The sequence below is a fragment of the Aeromonas sp. SCS5 genome (assembly GCF_001887375.1).
GTDB lineage: Bacteria > Pseudomonadota > Gammaproteobacteria > Enterobacterales > Aeromonadaceae > Aeromonas > Aeromonas jandaei.
The window spans coordinates 214,243-231,963 of record NZ_LFCS01000002.1 but is presented as its reverse complement, the minus strand read 5'-3'; the positions used below and the strand labels follow the sequence as shown (position 1 = coordinate 231,963).

The 17,721-nt window shown below is 56.4% G+C and carries 21 protein-coding genes and 1 riboswitch; of the genes, 17 read left to right on the top strand and 4 right to left on the bottom strand.

The features are described 5' to 3' along the window. Positions 1-45: 45 nt before the first annotated feature. From BS300_RS02650 to BS300_RS02635, 4 genes are all read left to right on the top strand, one after another. A complete protein-coding gene (locus tag BS300_RS02650) occupies positions 46-1,611 on the top strand; it encodes an AbgT family transporter (RefSeq protein ID WP_071910598.1) in 1,566 nt (521 codons plus the stop codon). Positions 1,612-1,682: 71 nt separating this feature from the next. Then, positions 1,683-2,408, top strand: a complete 726-nt coding sequence (gene nfsA / locus BS300_RS02645) for an oxygen-insensitive NADPH nitroreductase (protein ID WP_071910596.1) — start codon at positions 1,683-1,685, stop codon at positions 2,406-2,408. A gap of 189 nt (positions 2,409-2,597) precedes the next feature. Further along, entirely contained in the window at positions 2,598-3,362 is a 765-nt protein-coding gene (locus BS300_RS02640) for a hypothetical protein (protein ID WP_041207454.1), read from the top strand. Further along, the gene (locus tag BS300_RS02635) at positions 3,356-3,910 is read left to right on the top strand and encodes a VOC family protein (protein ID WP_071910594.1); all 555 of its coding nucleotides are present in this window, start codon (positions 3,356-3,358) and stop codon (positions 3,908-3,910) included. The genes BS300_RS02640 and BS300_RS02635 overlap by 7 nt, the downstream gene beginning before the upstream one ends. A gap of 64 nt (positions 3,911-3,974) precedes the next feature. Here the strand turns inward: BS300_RS02635 and BS300_RS02630 are convergent, their stop codons facing one another. Beyond that, on the bottom strand, positions 3,975-5,189 hold the full coding sequence (locus BS300_RS02630) for an MFS transporter (protein WP_071910592.1): 1,215 nt from the start codon (positions 5,187-5,189) through the stop codon (positions 3,975-3,977). Between the two features lie 95 nt (positions 5,190-5,284). Between BS300_RS02630 and BS300_RS02625 the strand changes: the two genes are divergently transcribed. Then, on the top strand, positions 5,285-6,160 hold the full coding sequence (locus BS300_RS02625) for a LysR substrate-binding domain-containing protein (protein ID WP_071910590.1): 876 nt from the start codon (positions 5,285-5,287) through the stop codon (positions 6,158-6,160). A gap of 76 nt (positions 6,161-6,236) precedes the next feature. Further along, positions 6,237-7,181, top strand: coding sequence for a LysR substrate-binding domain-containing protein (locus tag BS300_RS02620; protein ID WP_071910589.1), 945 nt, complete (start codon positions 6,237-6,239; stop codon positions 7,179-7,181). An 80-nt stretch (positions 7,182-7,261) separates the two neighbouring features. Here BS300_RS02620 and ribA read toward each other — a convergent pair whose 3' ends face one another. Next, positions 7,262-7,855, bottom strand: coding sequence for a GTP cyclohydrolase II (gene ribA / locus BS300_RS02615; protein ID WP_033114555.1), 594 nt, complete (start codon positions 7,853-7,855; stop codon positions 7,262-7,264). Positions 7,856-8,113: 258 nt separating this feature from the next. On the opposite strand from ribA, the gene cmk reads away from it, so the two are divergent. The 6 genes from cmk (at position 8,114) to pyrF (ending at position 13,287) form a co-directional block, all read left to right on the top strand. Further along, a complete protein-coding gene (cmk, locus tag BS300_RS02610) occupies positions 8,114-8,806 on the top strand; it encodes a (d)CMP kinase (protein ID WP_041207460.1) in 693 nt (230 codons plus the stop codon). 95 nt (positions 8,807-8,901) lie between these two features. Continuing rightward, a complete protein-coding gene (rpsA, locus tag BS300_RS02605; RefSeq protein ID WP_005299919.1) occupies positions 8,902-10,572 on the top strand; it encodes a 30S ribosomal protein S1 in 1,671 nt (556 codons plus the stop codon). A gap of 92 nt (positions 10,573-10,664) precedes the next feature. Continuing rightward, entirely contained in the window at positions 10,665-10,949 is a 285-nt protein-coding gene (gene ihfB, locus BS300_RS02600; protein WP_005299934.1) for an integration host factor subunit beta, read from the top strand. A gap of 157 nt (positions 10,950-11,106) precedes the next feature. Then, positions 11,107-11,391 (top strand): lipopolysaccharide assembly protein LapA domain-containing protein, encoded by a 285-nt coding sequence (locus BS300_RS02595; protein WP_033114557.1) that lies wholly within the window; start codon positions 11,107-11,109, stop codon positions 11,389-11,391. A 9-nt stretch (positions 11,392-11,400) separates the two neighbouring features. Then, entirely contained in the window at positions 11,401-12,567 is a 1,167-nt protein-coding gene (gene lapB, locus BS300_RS02590) for a lipopolysaccharide assembly protein LapB (protein WP_071910587.1), read from the top strand. A gap of 18 nt (positions 12,568-12,585) precedes the next feature. Beyond that, the gene (gene pyrF, locus BS300_RS02585) at positions 12,586-13,287 is read left to right on the top strand and encodes an orotidine-5'-phosphate decarboxylase (protein WP_071910584.1); all 702 of its coding nucleotides are present in this window, start codon (positions 12,586-12,588) and stop codon (positions 13,285-13,287) included. On the opposite strand, the gene rrtA is transcribed toward pyrF, so the two are convergent. Further along, entirely contained in the window at positions 13,262-13,855 is a 594-nt protein-coding gene (gene rrtA, locus BS300_RS02580) for a rhombosortase (protein WP_083593339.1), read from the bottom strand. The two genes, pyrF and rrtA, sit on opposite strands and share 26 nt — an antisense overlap. Here rrtA and BS300_RS02575 point away from each other — a divergent pair. The 5 genes from BS300_RS02575 to BS300_RS02555 all read left to right on the top strand — a co-directional run bounded on the left by BS300_RS02575 (position 13,854) and on the right by BS300_RS02555 (position 16,730). Further along, the gene (locus BS300_RS02575) at positions 13,854-14,477 is read left to right on the top strand and encodes a tRNA-uridine aminocarboxypropyltransferase (RefSeq protein WP_071910582.1); all 624 of its coding nucleotides are present in this window, start codon (positions 13,854-13,856) and stop codon (positions 14,475-14,477) included. The two genes, rrtA and BS300_RS02575, sit on opposite strands and share 2 nt — an antisense overlap. Before the next feature lie 20 nt (positions 14,478-14,497). Further along, positions 14,498-15,205 (top strand): 7-cyano-7-deazaguanine synthase QueC, encoded by a 708-nt coding sequence (queC, locus tag BS300_RS02570; RefSeq protein WP_071910579.1) that lies wholly within the window; start codon positions 14,498-14,500, stop codon positions 15,203-15,205. Positions 15,206-15,266: 61 nt separating this feature from the next. Beyond that, complete coding sequence (gene queE / locus BS300_RS02565; RefSeq protein ID WP_071910690.1) at positions 15,267-15,938, top strand: 7-carboxy-7-deazaguanine synthase QueE; 672 nt, start codon at positions 15,267-15,269, stop codon at positions 15,936-15,938. 1 nt (position 15,939) lies between these two features. Continuing rightward, a complete protein-coding gene (locus BS300_RS02560; protein WP_033114563.1) occupies positions 15,940-16,170 on the top strand; it encodes a DUF3820 family protein in 231 nt (76 codons plus the stop codon). Then, complete coding sequence (locus tag BS300_RS02555; protein ID WP_071910577.1) at positions 16,167-16,730, top strand: cob(I)yrinic acid a,c-diamide adenosyltransferase; 564 nt, start codon at positions 16,167-16,169, stop codon at positions 16,728-16,730. Before BS300_RS02560 ends, BS300_RS02555 begins: the two co-directional genes overlap by 4 nt. A gap of 68 nt (positions 16,731-16,798) precedes the next feature. On the opposite strand, the gene BS300_RS02550 is transcribed toward BS300_RS02555, so the two are convergent. Then, positions 16,799-17,203 (bottom strand): H-NS family nucleoid-associated regulatory protein, encoded by a 405-nt coding sequence (locus tag BS300_RS02550; RefSeq protein ID WP_033114565.1) that lies wholly within the window; start codon positions 17,201-17,203, stop codon positions 16,799-16,801. 302 nt (positions 17,204-17,505) lie between these two features. Continuing rightward, positions 17,506-17,677, top strand: a riboswitch (Lysine riboswitch). Positions 17,678-17,721 lie beyond the last annotated feature (44 nt).

Here is a 17,721-nt window from a genome sequence, read left to right as displayed (position 1 = left end):
GATTGCTAGCATGCGGCCTCTTTTTAGGGAAGGAGTACCGCAATAATGAGTCATGCTGCAACCAAGGCCCATCCGGCCAGCCCACCCAGTGGCTGGCTGAACCGTTTCCTTAATGGCGTCGAGAAAGCCGGGAACAAATTACCCGACCCCGCCATGCTGTTTCTCTACGCCCTGCTGATCGTCTGGGTCGGCTCCTGGGTGTTGTCCCAATTCCAGTTTGATCTGGTCAATCCCCGTACTGGCGAAGCGGTAGTGGTCAACAACCTGCTGACTGGCGCCGGTCTGGCCGAGTTTCTCTCCACCATGGTCACGACCTTTACCGGCTTTGCCCCGTTAGGCATCGTGCTGGTGGCCATGCTGGGGGTAGGGGTGGCCGAGCAGTCCGGTTTCATCAATACCGGTCTGAAAAAGCTGTTGAAAGTGACCCCGGCCCGTTTCCTCACCCCCATGTTGATCCTGGTGGCCATCGTCAGCCATACCGCAGCGGATGCGGGCTATGTGCTGGTGATCCCCATTGGCGGCATCATCTTCCACGCCGCGGGTCGTCATCCGCTGGCGGGTATCGCTGCCGCGTTTGCCGGTGTTTCAGGCGGTTTTGCCGCCAACTTCCTGCCATCCGGTGGCGATGCCTTGCTGCAGGGCTTTACCCAGTCTGCCGCGCAAATTCTTGACCCAGAGTACATGGTCAATACCCTGTGCAACATCATCTTTACCGGTGCATCCTCCCTGCTGATCATCTGCGTTGGCTGGTTTGTCACCGAGAAGGTGGTAGAGCCCCGTCTCAAGCATGTCGCGCTCAACGATGATCTGGAAAGTGCTGATGAAATGGGCAGCTACACCAAACAGGAGAGCCGTGCTTTCAACTGGGCCGGGTTTGCCATGCTGGCAGCCATCGTGCTGCTGGCGCTGGCGCTCTCCCCGAGCGATTCACCGCTGCGTGCTGCCGATGGTTCGCTGACCACTTTTGCCGCCCCCGTGATGAAATCCATCGTGCCGCTCATCTTCCTGCTCTTTATCCTGCCCGGGATTGTCTACGGCTTCGTGGCGGGCAACTTCAAGAGTGGCAAGGATGTGATCGACGCCATGTCGGCCACCATGAACAAGATGGGCTCCTACATGGTGATGGCCTTCTTCTGCGCGCTCTTTATCAAGGCGTTTGGCGATTCTAATCTGGGCACCCTGCTGGCCCTTTCCGGTGCCGAGGTGCTCCATGCACTGGCGCTGCCCGGTGAAATCACTATTGTCGGGATGATCCTGCTGACCGCGACCGTCAATCTGGTGGTGGGGTCGGCATCCGCCAAGTGGGCGCTGATCAGCCCCATTCTGGTGCCGATGCTGATGGCTGTCGGGATCTCCCCCGAGCTGACCCAGGCGGCATACCGTGTCGGTGATTCCGCTTCCAATATCATCACCCCGTTGATGGTCTTCTTCCCGCTGGTGGTGGTCTATTGCCAGCAGTATGTGAAGAGCACCGGGATCGGCACTCTGGTCTCCATGATGCTGCCTTACTCGCTGGCCTTCCTGGTGAGCTGGACCATCTTCCTGCTGCTCTACTGGGCGCTTGGCTTCCCGCTCGGGTTGCAAGCACCGTATGTCTATCCGGCCCCCTGAACGGGGTATGCGAGGGAGCCTTGGGCTCCCTCGTTTTTTTCGCTATGGTGTTACCTCACTCTGGAGGTGCCATGAATCAGACCATCGCTCTTATCCTTTCCCATCGTTCCATTCGTCAGTTCACTGCCGAGCCCATCAGCTCGCAGCAGCTGGATGCCATTCTGGCCGCCGCCCAGTCGGCATCGACCTCAAGTTTTCTGCAGGTGACCAGCATCATTCGGGTGACCGGGCCTGAAGCGCGCAAGCAGCTGGCACAGCTGGCGGGCAATCAACCCTATGTTGAACAAGCGGCGGAGTTTCTGGTGTTTTGTGCCGATTACCACCGCCACGGCCAGATAGTGCCCGATGCCCAGACCGGCTATGCGGAGCAGTTGCTGATCGGTGCCATCGACGGTGCCATCATGGGGCAAAATGCCCTGCTGGCGGCGCAGTCTCTGGGGCTGGGCGGGGTTTATATTGGTGGACTTCGCAACCATCCGGCCGAGGTGAGCGAGCTGCTGGGCTTGCCTGATCGGGTGATCCCGCTGTTTGGCCTCTGCCTCGGTCATCCTGCCCAGCAGCCTGAGCAGAAACCCCGTTTGCCACGGGCACTGGTTGTGCATCAGGAGCGCTATCAGCGCGAGCTGGATCGCGACTTGCTGGCTCACTACGATCAGCAGATTGAGGCCTACTATCAGGCTCGCAGCAGCAACAACAAGCAACAGACCTGGAGCGGTCAGATCCGCGCCATCCTGACCAAGGAGTCCCGTCCTTTTATGCTGGGCTTCCTGCAATCCCGAGGCTTTAACCTCAAGTAATGAGCCTGATGGGCGATACTAAAAGGGAGCGTGCATCTTGTGCGCTCCCTCTTGATCCTGCCATCTCCCCGGGAGCTGCCGCCCAGCTTGGTGACAAATCGTGGGCAAGGGGGGATCTGCAGGCTACCTTAAGTGGGTAAGCTGTTGTAGGATCACGCAATTGGATTGGGACAGGGGTTTGAACATCCTATGATTTTAACTTTGGTATTGCTGTCTATTGGCGCACTCCTGTTTTTGGTTATCGCCTATAACGTGGTGCAGCAATATAAGCAGAAAGCTGAGTCGGACAAGCGCCACGCGGTTGCCAGACACAAAACGGTGGCTGACGAGACCGAAGAGGTGCTGCTGAACGTCAATCTGGTGCCCTTTTCCAAAAACATGGTGCTGCTGATGCAACACCGCATTCTGGATGCCTATCGCGCCATTGCCCAGGTGATGCCAAACAGCCAGATCAAGCAGCGCATCGTTGATGTGCAGACCCAGATCAAGAATGTGCAGGAGAACTACAGCGCGCAGGATGAGGGGCACTTCAAGACGCCCGAGTCCGATCGCCAGGCCATCCAGATGCTGCAGCTGGTCAAGAAGATGCGGGCCGTGCTGCGGGTCGAGCACAACAAGGGCAAGATTGATCCGCAAGGGTTTGCCCAGGAAGATCGCCGCCTCGAGCTGATGCAGCTCAAGATCAACATCTCGAATCTGGTCAAGCGGGCGATGGATGCCCGCATTCAGGGCCAGTACGGCACTTGCCGCCAGCTCTACACCAAAGGGCTCTCCGCCATGGCCAGCGTAGTGGACAAGGATCCCTATCTGCTGGCTCGTGAAGAGGATATGCGGCAGGGGCTCAAGGAGCTCGAAGAGCTGCAGCAGCAAAACAGCGCGCAGGATCTGCAAAATATCAAGGACAAGGAAGCCGACGAGCTCGATGTCCTGTTTCAACCCAAGAAGAAATGGTAAGCATGTCTCACCCACTCGATTCTACTCTGGGGCCGATGGCCCCTTTTGTTTCCCAGTTGTTGGCAGAATTGGCCGAATGTGGCCTCTCTTTCACTGAACCTCACATCGATCACCTCTGCTATCGTGCCGCCACCTTGCCCGAATATCAGCGTCTCGACGAGCTGCTGACGGGGGCAGGGGAGTTGCTGGTGGAGGGGATGATTGGTGGCCGCCCCATCGCTACTTATCAGCTGCATCAGCCAGTACAGGTCGGAGCGGTACGCGTTCCCTGTATCGAGTTGGCCGCGCCCAAACCGGGCCGCAATCATCACGCCGGGCTTGAGCATATCGAGCTGGTGGTGCCTTCCCTTCAGGCGCTGGTGGAGCGCCATCCCGAGCTTCCCTTCAAAACCGGCAACATGCTGGATAGTCGCAATCCCGATGTGGCGCTGATGCTACCCTCCGGACAGATCAAGTTTCACCTGCGCCCGCTGGCGGAGGTGATCGCCGAAGAAGTGGTCACTGGTGCCGTGGTGGCGGTACCTGACGACTATTTCGAGACCCACTAAGGGCTTGGAAGATTGATATCAGATGAAGAGAGGGGCACCCGGGTGCCCCTCTCTTTTTCTTTGCTTATGCGAAGTGGTGAGGCGTCAGCCCATGCTCGCCGCGTTGTTTCAGGCGGCCGAGCCAGATCCCAAGGCCTGCGGTCAGGAGCAGCACCAGCTCGATCCCCAGCACCAGACCACACAGCCCTCCCTTCTCCCAGAAGGGGTGGAGGTAGAGCCCGCCCAGACTGGCGCCCAGATAGTAGGCCACCAGATAGAGGGAGGAGGCGAGCGCCCGGTTGTGTTCGACATGGTGGCCGACCCAGGCACTCGCACAGGCGTGCGCCATGAAAAAACCGAAGCTCGAGATGAGCAGGCCGCTCAAAATGGCGGGCAGAGTGCCTTGCAGCAAGCAGAGGCTACCGAGCGCCATGAGAGCAATGCCGCCAAGCAACATGCGCTGTGCTCCCCAGCGATTGGCGCAGCGACCGCTGAGAGAAGAGGCGACCGTACCCGAGAGATAGGTGAGAAAGAGCATGCCGAGCCACTGGGTCGGCAGGGAGAAGGGGGGCTTGGCCAGCAAAAAGGTGAGATAGCTGAACTGGTTCAAGAAGACCATGAAGTTGAGTCCGCCAATCAGATAGGCACCCACCAGTAGCGGGTTGGTCAGATGACCACGCAGGGCGCGGGCAAACTGGCCCGGAGCCGGATTGACGGGAACAAAACGAGCCTGTTTTGGCAGTAGCCAGAAGACCAGCGGCAAGAGCGACAGGCTGATCACGCCGACCCCGAGGAAGGTGTGTTGCCAGTCGCCAAACCAGCCGGCCAGCAGCCCGCCCACCACGCGTCCTGCGATCCCGCCAAGGGAGTTGGCGGCGATATAGACCCCGACCGCCGAGAGCAGTGCCCGCTTGCTGAACTCCTCGCCCATATAGGCGATAGCTGTTGCCGGCAGGCCCGCCAGTAGCGCACCTTGCAGCACGCGCAGTATGAGCAGGATGCGAAACTGCTCTACTAGCGGGATCAGCAGGGAGAGCATGATGGCCAGGGTGAGGGTTCCCAGCATGATCTGGCGACGGCCGTGGCGATCCGCCAGTCGGGCACAGAGCAGCAGGGAGGCAGCGAGCCCGGCGGTACAACCGGCCAGCGTCCAGCTGGCGGCGAGCGAGTTGACCGAGAAGACCTGAGCCAGCAGCGGGAGCAGGGGATGAGTTTGATAGAGATTGAGAAAGACCAGAAAGGATCCCAGGCTGAGCGCCAGGGTGGCGCGTATCCATTCACGACTACCGGCTTCGATCATTGCATATCGTCCTGACCATTTTTCATCAGGGTAAGGTACGCCTAGATATAAATATAATATATTTAAGTTATCCATCTCATAAGATGAATTGATACATGGACCTGAAACAACTCACCTATCTGCTGGCGGTCAGGGATGCCGGTTCTTTTACCCGGGCGGCCCACAGCCTGCATGTTGCCCAACCCGCCATCAGCATGGCTATTGCCAAGCTGGAGCAGCAGCTCGAGCTGCGCCTGTTTGACCGTCAGGACAGGGCGGTACGGCTGACGCCGGAGGGGGAGGTGCTCTGTCGCCACGCCGAGCGCCTGTTGTTGCAGATGCACCAGGCTGAGTCCGAGATGGCTGAGCTCAAGGGGCTGGAGCGGGGGGAGGTGCGTATCGGGATCCCCTACATGATGGGCTCTTACTACTTTCCTTCGCGCCTGATGGCTTTCAAACACCACTATCCCGGACTCAAGATCCGGGTGGAGGAGGCGGGCACCCGGGAGCTGCTGAGCCGGATGGTGGATGGCACTCTGGATCTCGCCATCCTGATCACCAGTGATCTGCCCCCGGCCATTGAAGGGGCCCATCTGCTGAGCGAAGAGATGCTGATGGTGGTGGGGGAGGATCATCCGCTGCGCGGTGCAGCATCCGTCACGCTTGCCCAGTTCTTTACTCAGGAGCTGGCACTGTTCCGGCGTGGCTTTTACCACCGGGAGCACATGGAGGCGCTGGCGCAGAAGCTGGGGGTTGAGCCCGACATCGCCTTCGAGAGCAACCTGATCCCCCTGCTCAAGGCGGTGGTGCGTCAGGGTTTTGCCGTGACCACCTTTTTGCGGATGGTGCTGGAGGAAGAGCCGGACTTGTGCGGCGTGCCTTTCGAACCTCCGATTTTTCTCGATCTCTGCGTAGCGTGGCGACGGGGTGATCCGCTCTCCATGGCCAACCGTGCCCTGCGCGATTTCTTGCTCAAAGATCGCCCTGCCTGATGGGGCCGGGCCGTGTCGACCGTGGGCTGGCAAAAGTTGATTACTATTAGTGGTGTCTCAGCCAGAGGATTGCGCCATGAAGCTGCAGCAACTGCGTTATATCGTCGAAGTGGCGAATCACGGCCTTAATCTGTCGGCGACAGCCGAGAGCCTCTATACCTCCCAGCCCGGGATCAGCAAGCAGGTACGGATGCTGGAAGATGAGCTTGGCATCCAGATCTTCGAGCGAAGCGGCAAGCATCTGACCCGGATCACCCCGATCGGTCAGGAGGTGATCAAGGTCGCGACCGACGTGCTGGAGAAGGTGGCAACCATCAAGACGATGGCGAGGGCTCATATCCACCCGGAACAGGGACAGCTCACCGTCGCAGCGACCCATCTGCAAGCCCGCTATATCCTGCCCGACTTAATCAAGGGGTTTGTCGCCCGTTTTCCTAAGGTGACGCTCACCCTGATGCAGGGAGATGCAGCAACATGTTGCAGTGCCCTGCAAAGCGGTAGCGCTCACCTGATGTTGCTTGATGATATCGAAGATCATTGCGACGAGGGGTTGCTGATCCTGCCGAGCTTTCGCTGGCAGCGGGGGCTGGTGGTGCCGGCGAGCCATCCTGTGGCGGCACGCTCGCCGAGTTCCCTGGCTGACTTGGGTAATGTGGCGCTGATCAGTGACGGACGATCATTGGCACCAACGTCAGCCCATGAAGAGCATCGCATAGCCTGTCTGGCCAGTGACAGCGACGTGCTCAAAACCTATGTCAGGCAGGGGATGGGGTTTGGCATCATGGCCATGCTGGCCCGAGAAACGGGTCGCGATGATGATCTGGTGATGAAGGCGCTGCTCGATCTGCCGGCCGGTATGGCGGCAATTGGCCTGCGCAGAGGGGCATTTGTACCGGCTTATCTTTATGATTTTATTGCGCGGCTTGTACCGACGCTCAGCCATGAGCGGCTTGATGAGTATCTTGCCGCACCTAATCAGCGGGAGTGGCAGGCGCTGCTGGCCACCTTGCCTGAGCGCTGAGAAGCCTGTACTACAAATAAAAAAAACGCCTCCGCAGGGAGGCGTTTTTCATTGCCGGTCAGCATCACTGTCAGCCAACATCACTTTTTCAACATGTGATCCAGTTTGCTGGCCTTGGTCGAGAGGTAGAATTCGTTGTGGGGATTGCGCCCCTCCTGCAGGGGAACTCGCTCGGCCACCGGAATGCCAAAGGATTCCATCGCCTTCATCTTGCGCGGGTTGTTGGTCATCAGCTTGAGGGATTGCACCTCCAGCTGTTTGAGCATGTCGGCACAAATGGTGTAGTCGCGCATGTCGGCGGCAAAGCCGAGCGCTACGTTGGCCTCAACGGTATCGGCGCCTTGATCTTGCAGGTGATAGGCGCGGATCTTGTTCAAAAGGCCGATACCGCGACCCTCCTGACGGACATACAACAGCACGCCACGGCCTGCCTTGGCGATGTTCTCCAATGCGGCCTGCAGCTGGAAACCGCAATCACAGCGCAAGCTGAACAGAGCATCACCGGTCAGACATTCGGAGTGAATACGCCCGAGAACGGGTTCGGCGCCAGTGATATCGCCCATCACCAGGGCTGCGTGATCCTTGCCTGTGCCGGTTTCCTGAAAACCTACCAGCGTGAAGGTGCCCCAAGGGGTTGGCAACTTGGATTTGGCCACTAGGGTAACGCTGCTCATAGGTTGCTCCTTACTACAACTGCTCAGAAAAAGGGGCTCAGTTTAGCGCGCCTTCTAGATGACGACCATAAGAACAAGTCCCTGCATTGATTAATGAAATAGTGAAGCAAATCAACAGATGGCGTCGTTGGTATCCCTATTTTCCCCTTTTGCGCAAATCTGGTGACAGATAACTGCCAGCGCCGGCACATTCGGGTATAATCGGCGCCCATTAACTCGCTCCAATGAGCGGGAGCAACATTGTGCAGGAGAGAAGTTATGCCTCAGATGGCCCCCGTAATGACAATTGATGGCCCAAGTGGTGCGGGCAAGGGCACATTGTGCCAGTTGCTGGCAGAAAAGCTGGGTTGGCACCTGCTCGACTCTGGCGCCATCTATCGGGTGTTGTCACTGGCTGCCCTGCATCATGATGTCGAGCTCGATTCCGAAGCCGCGCTGGTGCCGCTGGCCGCCAATCTGGATGTGCAGTTTCAGGTGGAAGGTGATCTGGTCAAGGTGATCCTGGAGGGGGAGGATGTTTCCCGTACCATCCGGACCGAGCAGGTCGGCAACGCCGCCAGTAAAATCGCGGCATTCCCGCGCGTGCGTGAAGCGCTGCTGCGCCGTCAGCGGGCATTTCGTCAGGCGCCTGGTTTGATTGCCGATGGCCGTGATATGGGCACAGTGGTTTTTCCTGAAGCCGAAGTGAAGATTTTCCTCGACGCAAGTGCCGAAGAACGGGCTCAGCGCCGCTATAAGCAGTTGCAAGATAAGGGCTTTGATGTTAACTTTGAGTGTCTTTTAACCGAGATCCGTGAGCGTGACGATCGCGATAGAAATCGCGCCGTTGCCCCTCTGAAACCGGCAGAAGATGCTCTTGTGGTGGATTCAACCACCATGACCATAGAAGAGGTACTGGCAACAGTGCTCGCCTATGCAGAGCAACAACTCGGAGATGCCAGCGCAAGCTGACATCCGGTCGTCTGCACCATGGATGGCGCAGATTATTAAAAACAACCCCGCTTGTGCTGGATGACAAGTGGATGTTTCATTTGTGACATAAACTAATGATCGAATCTTTTGCTCAACTCTTTGAAGAGTCCCTGAACGCCGTTGAAACCCGTCAAGGTTCCATCGTCAAGGGTACTGTCGTTGCTATCGAGAACGGTTTCGTACTGGTTGACGCCGGTCTGAAATCCGAGTCCGCTATCCCGGCTGAAGAATTCAAGAACGCCATGGGCGAGCTGGAAATCAACGTAGGTGACTCCGTTGACGTGGCTCTGGACTCTATCGAAGATGGTTTCGGCGAAACCAAGCTGTCCCGCGAAAAAGCCAAGCGCCACGAAGCTTGGCTGCAGCTTGAAAAAGCTTACGAAGAGCAAGCTACCGTTATCGGTATCATCAACGGCAAGGTCAAGGGTGGTTTCACCGTTGAACTGAACGGCATCCGTGCCTTCCTGCCGGGTTCTCTGGTTGACGTGCGTCCGATCCGTGACACCGCTCACCTGGAAAACAAAGAACTCGAGTTCAAAGTCATCAAGCTGGACCAGAAGCGCAACAACGTTGTTGTTTCCCGTCGCGCAGTGATCGAAACCGAGAACACCTCCGAGCGTGAAAGCCTGCTGGCTAACCTGCAAGAAGGTCAAGAAGTTAAGGGTATCGTCAAGAACCTGACCGACTACGGTGCATTCGTAGATCTGGGCGGTGTTGACGGCCTGCTGCACATCACCGACATGGCGTGGAAGCGCGTTAAGCATCCTTCCGAAATCGTCAACGTTGGCGACGAGATCGCTGTCAAGGTTCTGAAGTTCGACCGCGAGCGTACCCGTGTATCTCTGGGTCTGAAGCAACTGGGCGAAGATCCGTGGGTTGCTATCGCCAAGCGTTACCCGGAGACCACCCGTCTGTCTGGCCGCGTGACCAACCTGACCGACTACGGCTGCTTCGTTGAAATCGAAGAAGGCGTTGAAGGCCTGGTACACGTATCCGAGATGGATTGGACCAACAAGAACATCCACCCGTCCAAAGTTGTTAACGTTGGCGACGTGGTTGACGTGATGGTTCTGGACATCGACGAAGAGCGTCGTCGTATCTCCCTGGGTCTGAAGCAGTGCAAATCCAACCCGTGGCAGCTGTTTGCCGAAACTCACGCCAAAGGCGATCGTGTTTCCGGCAAGATCAAGTCTATCACTGACTTCGGTATCTTCATCGGTCTGGACGGCGGCATCGACGGTCTGGTTCACCTGTCTGACATCTCCTGGAACAACCAGGGCGAAGAAGCAGTTCGTGAATTCAAGAAAGGCGACGAGATCGAAGCCGTTGTTCTGCAAGTTGACCCGGAGCGTGAGCGCATCTCCCTGGGCGTCAAGCAGATCGAAGAAGACCCGTTCAATAAGTACCTGTCTGACAACAAGAAAGGTGCTATTGTGAAGGGTAAGGTTACCGAGGTTGATGCCAAAGGTGCCGTTATCGAACTGGCTGACGGCGTAGAAGGCTACCTGCGTGCCTCCGACGCTGCTCGTGACCGCGTAGAAGACGCCACTCTGGTGCTGTCTGTTGGTGACGAAGTTGAAGCTAAATTCATGGGCGTTGATCGTAAGAACCGCACCGTAAGCCTGTCTGTCCGTGCTAAGGACGAAGCTGACGAGCGCGTTGCTATCGATAACCTGAACCAGCAAGAAGAAGTTGTGTTCAGCAATGCTATGGCTGAAGCGTTCAAAGCCGCCAAGGGTGAGTAATCCTTGATGCAAGAAAAGGGCGGCATTGCGCCGCCCTTTTTTATCCTGGCAAAATGATTATTGCATGTGATCGGGGAAGGAGATTTAACGTTATGACCAAATCAGATCTCATCGAACAACTGGCAGCCAGCCGCATGCATATGCCGGCCAAGGATGTCGAAGCCGCCATCAAGGAGATCCTTGAGCAGATGGCGTCGACCTTGCAAAACGGCGACCGGATTGAAATCCGTGGATTCGGCAGTTTTTCACTGCACTATCGTGCGCCCCGTGTGGGCCGCAACCCCAAGACCGGGGACAAGGTTGAACTGACCGGGAAATATGTCCCGCACTTCAAGCCTGGCAAAGAGTTGCGCGAGCGCGTCAACATCATCGAATAATGCGAAAATGGGCATACCTCGGGTATGCCTTTTTTGTTTTTGGCACACAAATCGTGCCAACCATCTTGTTTATCAAACTCTTTTCCCATTCACTCTAGAGTCTGCCTGTGATTTTAAGGATAATCAGCCTCTCATTAGATACTGACAGGGAGCTCTTATGAAGCGTGTTTTGGCCCTCATTCCGCTGGTGCTGGTGTTTGTCCTCACCCTGGCGTTAGGCTCACAAAATGGCCAACTGGTTCAGTTCAATTACCTGATTGCTCAGGGCGAATTCTCCCTCGCCATGCTGTTGGGATTCTTTTTTGCCGGTGGTTTCATGCTGGGCTGGCTGGTCTTCGGCCTGCTTTTCCTGCGTTTGAAGCTGCAAAACCGCACCCTCAACCGCACCATGCGTCGTCAAACCCGCGAGTTGGAGCTGGCCCGTTCAGCGGGTAAGGAATAATGTTCCTCAATGCTTGAACTGCTTTTCCTGCTGTTGCCCATTGCCGCCGGTTATGGCTGGTACATGGGGCGCAGGAGTGTTCGCCAGGACACCCAGAAACAGAGTAACCAGTTTTCCCGCCAATATGTGGCGGGCCTCAACTATTTGCTGTCCGATGAATCCGACAAGGCGGTGGATCTCTTTATCCAGCTGCTGGAAGTGGACAGTGAAACCATCGAAACCCATCTTTCTCTCGGCAACCTGTTTCGCCAGCGTGGCGAGGTAGACAGAGCCATTAGGATTCACCAGAACCTGGTCACCCGCCAGTTGACTCGCGAGCAGCGCCAGCTTGCGCTGCAGGAGTTGGCCCGCGACTTTCTTGCCGCTGGCTTGCTGGACCGGGCCGAAGCGCTTTGGAACGAGCTGTGCGAAGACAGTGACTTCGAAGAGACGGCGCTGGCACAGCTGTTGATCATCCATCAGCAACTGCGTGACTGGGACAATGCCATCTCGGTGGCGGTTCGCCTGCAAAAGTATCAAGGCAAGAAGCTGGCCGAACCTATCTCCCACTTTTATTGCGAGCAGGCTGAAAGTGCGCTGCGTGATGGCGACAAGTCCACCGCGCTTGCCAAGTTCAAGCGAGCGCTCAGCGTCAATTCAGGCTGTGCCCGTGCCAGTCTTCGTCTGGCTGAGCTGGCAATGGAGGAGGGGGAGTATGAACAGGCAAGCAAGGAGCTGCTGCGGGTATTTGAGCAGGATATCGATTTTGCCTCGGAAGCGATGCCCAAGCTGCTTGAGTGTTATCAGCAATTGGGGCGTACTCACACCCTCATCCCGCTGCTCGAGAAAGCGGTTGAAGAGCACGCCGGTGTGACGGTTACGCTGGCTCTGGCCCAGCTGGTCGAGGAGCGCGATGGCTTGAGTCAGGCTCGCTCTCTGGTGCTGCGCCAGTTGCGTCGTCACCCCTCCATGAAAGGGTTTTACCAACTGGTCGGCTTTCAGCTGGCCAGTGCGGAGGAGGGGCCGGCCAAGGAGAGTCTCGAGCTGTTGCAGCAACTGGTTGGCGAACAGATCAAAATCAAATCAACCCACAAGTGTCGGCAGTGCGGCTTTGCCACTCACTCGTTGTTCTGGCAGTGTCCATCCTGCCGGCAGTGGGGTTCCATCAAGCCGATCCGTGGTCTGGACGGTGAATAACCATCAATAGGAAGTGAGATGCTCGATCCAAAAGTACTGGTAGCGCTGGATTATCAGAACGAAGCTGATGCCTTGGCGTTCATTGAACGTATTTCTCCGGCCGAGTGCCGTCTCAAGGTTGGCAAGGAGATGTTTACCCTGTTTGGCCCGCAGTTTGTACGCCAGCTGGTTGACAAGGGATTTGATGTCTTTCTGGATCTGAAATTTCACGATATTCCCAATACCGTCGCCAAGGCGGTAGCCGCCAGTGCCGAGCTCGGCGTCTGGATGGTCAACGTGCATGCCAGTGGTGGCGAGCGAATGATGCGGGCAGCCGTCGATGCGCTGCAGCCTTACGGTGACAAGGCGCCGCTGCTGATTGGGGTGACCGTGCTGACCAGCATGGAGCAATCCGACATGGCGCCACTGGGCCTTGATGTGACCCCTGCCGAGCAGGTGATCAGGTTGGCCAGGCTGACCAAAGAGTCCGGGCTTGACGGTGTGGTTTGCTCGGCCAACGAAGCGCGCGAGCTGAAGGCGTTGCTGGGCGCTGATTTCAAGCTGGTGACCCCGGGGATCCGGCCAAGCGGCTCCGAAGCAGGTGATCAGCGCCGCGTGATGACGCCAAAAGCCGCTGTGGATGCGGGGGCCGACTATCTGGTAGTTGGCCGTCCCATCACTCAGGCTGCAGATCCTGCAGCCATGCTGGCAGCCATCAATCGCGAGCTGGCGGTGGCGTAATCCCGGCCGTCACCGAGACCGGGTGCAGGCCGAGTAGCAGGCCTGCACCTGCACCAATCAGATGAGATTCTATGTGGACTCTGGCACCGATCAGGGTCGATACGGGACTTGCGCCCGCATTGTAGAAATCCATTGCCAGCTTGAGCCCCACGCCAGCCAGCAACAGCCAGCCCGATGTCCGGCGACCATGACGGATATCCTGGATGGCTCCCCAGACAAACAGTCCGTGCAGTGAGCCCGACAGCCCCATATACCACTGGGTGTGCGGGCACCAGAACCAGATCCCGAGCCCCACGGCACTCCAGAGCAGCAGCATCAGGAGTGGCAGCCGGTTATTGCCCAGGTAGTCGCGAAACAGGCTGTAGAGGATAATTAAACCTGCCAGATTGAGCAGCAGATGCCACAGATTGGTATGAGCCAGATTGCCTGTTATGATCCGCCACCCTTCACCGTGAGCAATCTCTGCCCGATCGAAGGAGAGCTGGAGATCCGGCACGGTAAAAAAAAGCAGCAAGCTGGTGAGAGAGAGCGTGATAACCCAGAGCAATCCAGATTTTTCTGACGACATGAAACAGCCCAACGACAAAAACAGTCGATACTGTACACGCTGTACCCGAGCCCTCAAAGCGTGCCTGTGCGAATATATCGTGCCACTTGAAAACCGTACGCCTCTCTACATTCTTCAGCATCCCTATGAAGTGGCCCACCCAAAGGGCACCGCAGTACTGCTGGCTGCCTCGCTGCAACAGGCAGAGATCCGGGTCGGGGAGGATTTTTCCGGCGATAGGTGGCTCAACGACCTGCTTGCCGACCCCTCTTTGCGCTGTTATCTGCTCTGGCCGGATGAAGAGGCCATTTCACCTGCTGATCTCAGAGAGCAGATGGCGAGCGCTTCATCAGGTGCGACAGCCGTAGCGTTTATTCTGCTCGATGGCACCTGGCGCAAAGCCTTTCGGATGTTGCAGAGCAACCCGGCACTGGCCCGTTTGCCGCGGATCGGGCTTGGCGCCATCGCAGGGCAATATGCCATTCGTAAAAAGCCGTTTCCTGACGCCCTCTCGACCATAGAGGCGGGCTACCATCTGTTATCTCAATGGGAGGGCGAGCCCGAACGCTATGCCCCCCTGCTTACCCTTTTCGAACGGCTCAATGCCCAGTGGCAAGCCTTTGCCGAGGGGCGCCGGACATGACATTGCAAGGAGTTCTCCGTATGAAAAAAGCAGTTGTGGTATTTAGTGGCGGTCAGGACAGCACTACCTGTCTGGTGCAGGCGCTGGCCAATTATGACGAAGTTCATGCGATCACATTCGACTATGGCCAGCGTCATCGGGAAGAGATCGATACCGCCCGTCATCTGGCGCAACTGCTGGGTGTCACGGCTCACAAGGTGATGGATGTGACCTTGCTCAACGAGCTGGCGATCTCGGCACTGACTCGTGACGATATCCCGGTGAGCTGTGATCTGCAGGATAATGGCCTGCCCAATACCTTCGTGCCGGGCCGCAATATCCTGTTCCTCACGCTGGCCTCTATCTATGCCTATCAGGTCGGTGCCGAAGCGGTGATCACCGGGGTATGCGAGACCGATTTTTCCGGTTATCCCGACTGCCGCGACGAGTTCGTGAAGGCGCTCAATCAGGCGGTCTCCCTGGGGCTGGATCGCGGTATCCGTTTTGAAACTCCACTGATGTGGCTTGACAAGGCCGAAACCTGGGCGCTGGCGGATCACTATGGCCATCTCGAGACGGTGCGCCAGCAGACGCTGACCTGCTACAACGGCATCGCGGGCGATGGTTGTGGCACCTGTCCCGCATGTAATCTGCGTAGCCGAGGACTGGACGGTTATCTGGCAGACAAAGCGGGGATCATGGCCAAAATGCGTGAGAAAACCGGACTGGGTGAGAAAAGCGGAGCATGAGCCTGCCTCTGGCTGATGATTGGGGTATAATCCGCGGCTTTTGCAACAAGCTGTGACCAAGATGCACTACCCAATCAACGAGATATTCCAGACCATCCAGGGGGAGGGGGTCTTTACCGGCCTGCCTGCCATCTTCGTTCGCCTGCAAGGGTGCCCGGTGGGCTGCCCTTGGTGCGATACCCGACATACCTGGGTGGTCGATCCTGCTCGTGAAGTGGGCAGAGAGCGTGTGCTGGATCGCTCCAACGAGTCGGATTGCTGGAGCCAGCTCACTACCGAGCAGATCCTCGCCAGCTTTGTCGAGCTTGGCTATCAGGCGCGTCATGTGGTGATCACCGGTGGCGAGCCCTGTCTCTACGATCTGACCGAGCTCTCGTCAGCGCTGTTGGTCGCGGGTTATCAGGTTCAGATTGAAACCAGTGGTACCAGCGAAATCAAGACTCATGAGCAGACCTGGGTCACGGTATCACCCAAGATCGGCATGAAAGGCGGGTTACCGGTGCTGGTCTCTGCACTTGAGCGGGCCAATGAGATCAAGCATCCGGTGGCAACAGAACATCATATCGAAGAGCTTGACGCTCTGCTGATTACCGCAAACCTGCGTCCGGATGTTGTTATCGCATTGCAGCCTATCAGTCAGAAACCACGAGCCACCCAGCTCGCGATGGCAACCTGTATTGTGCGTAATTGGCGACTCTCTATTCAGACCCATAAATATCTGGATATCGATTAATATGGAGTGGCTATCCGATGAGCAGGTGCTGCTTACCCTGAGCCATAAAATGCCTTACGGCAAATATCAGGGGCGGCGCATCATCGATATTCCGGAGCCTTATCTGGTGTGGATGGCCCGCAGTGGTTTTCCGGCGGGTAAACTGGGCCAGACATTGGCTCTTGCATACGAGATCAAGCTCAACGGGTTGGAGTCCATGATTATTCCCATTATTAACAGGATGTCAGAATGAGAATATATACCCGGCAGGGTGACAAGGGGATGACCCGGTTGGCCGATGGTACCCGTTTGGCCAAGGATCATTTACGGGTAGAAACCTATGGCTATATTGACGAGCTCAACTCTCATATAGGTCTGCTGATTTGCGAGATCCCCCAGCAAGAAGCCGGTTTATTGGCGGATCTGCAGTTGTTGCAGCAAGAGCTATTTGACCTGGGCGGTGAATTGGCATTTTCCAGCGCAGCCCAAAATGAGTCAATCTGGCAAGTCAATGAGAGCTGGATTGTCAGACTGGAACAACAGATCGACAGCTACAGCGAACATTTGCCGCCGTTGCGCCAGTTTATTCTGCCTGGCGGCTCCCGTGCGGCGGCGCAGGCCCACGTGGTGCGGACGCTAGTTCGTCACTGCGAGCGCCTGCTGTTGACCCTGAGTCGCGAAGAGTGCGTGAATCCCGATGCGCTGGCCTATCTCAACCGGATGAGCGACTGGTTCTTTACCATTGCCCGCTATCTTGTCTGCCGGTCAGAGGGACAAGAAGTATTCTGGGTTAAAGCCACTGATCGCAGATAAACATTCAGAACGTAGCCAATAAAAAACCTCGCAATAGCGAGGTTTTTTATTGGTATCTATCACTGAAATCAGATAGCGAAATCTTCCAGTGATTTACCTGCTTCAACTGCTTTGGCAATAGCAGAAGGCATACGACCCTGACCGGTCCAGGTCTTCTCTACGCCGTTATCATCATAACGATATTTGGCAGGGCGAGGGGCGCGCTTGGCTTTTTCTGCCTTGGCTGGAGTAGCTGCAACAGCGCTGACCAGCTCTGCAGGATCAATACCGGCAGCTTTCAGCATTTCGGTATATTCATTGATTTTGCGCAGATGCTCTTCACGAGCCTGACGCTCAGCGGCTTCATCCTGCTGACGTTCGGCAACGATTGCTGAGAGTTTTTCCAGCGCTTCTTCCAGCTGCTCCAGAGAGAGTTCACGGCAGGTGGCACGCAGACTGCGGATATTAAGCAGCACTTTCAAAAATTCATTCATAGGATTGTCCACGTCAAGTCAGAAGGAAATATTATGTTCATCCTGATTTTTACGTGTCACTTTAAATAAGTCAAGAAGGGCAAAAATAATAAGTAGAAGATAAATCGTCATCACGAGAGATTATATTCGACATTCAATCATATTAATGGATGCTTATGAGGCTTTGATTGGTTAGATGTGTCGAAAAAAGAAGCGAAGCTGCATCAATTGACTACCTTTTTGGGTACTAACGTCATACATCATGATTATTTAATCAAAAAACTTGCTATAAGCTGCCAGCTGGATAAAATGTCTCTCGAATACCTTTAAGTAGAGGCGCGCTGCCTATGACTACTTGTGCGGAGGGTGATGCCGATGATGCACAAGGAAAGGAGTCAGCGCCGAAGTGGCCAGGCCATCATACCGGGCTGCTGGTTCTGCATCTAATAGGTGCAGGACTGCCATAGTCATCCACTATGGAGCGCTACCTGAAGGGGCTGAGGAGTATAACCTCCCCATAGGTTTTGTTTCTTTAGATC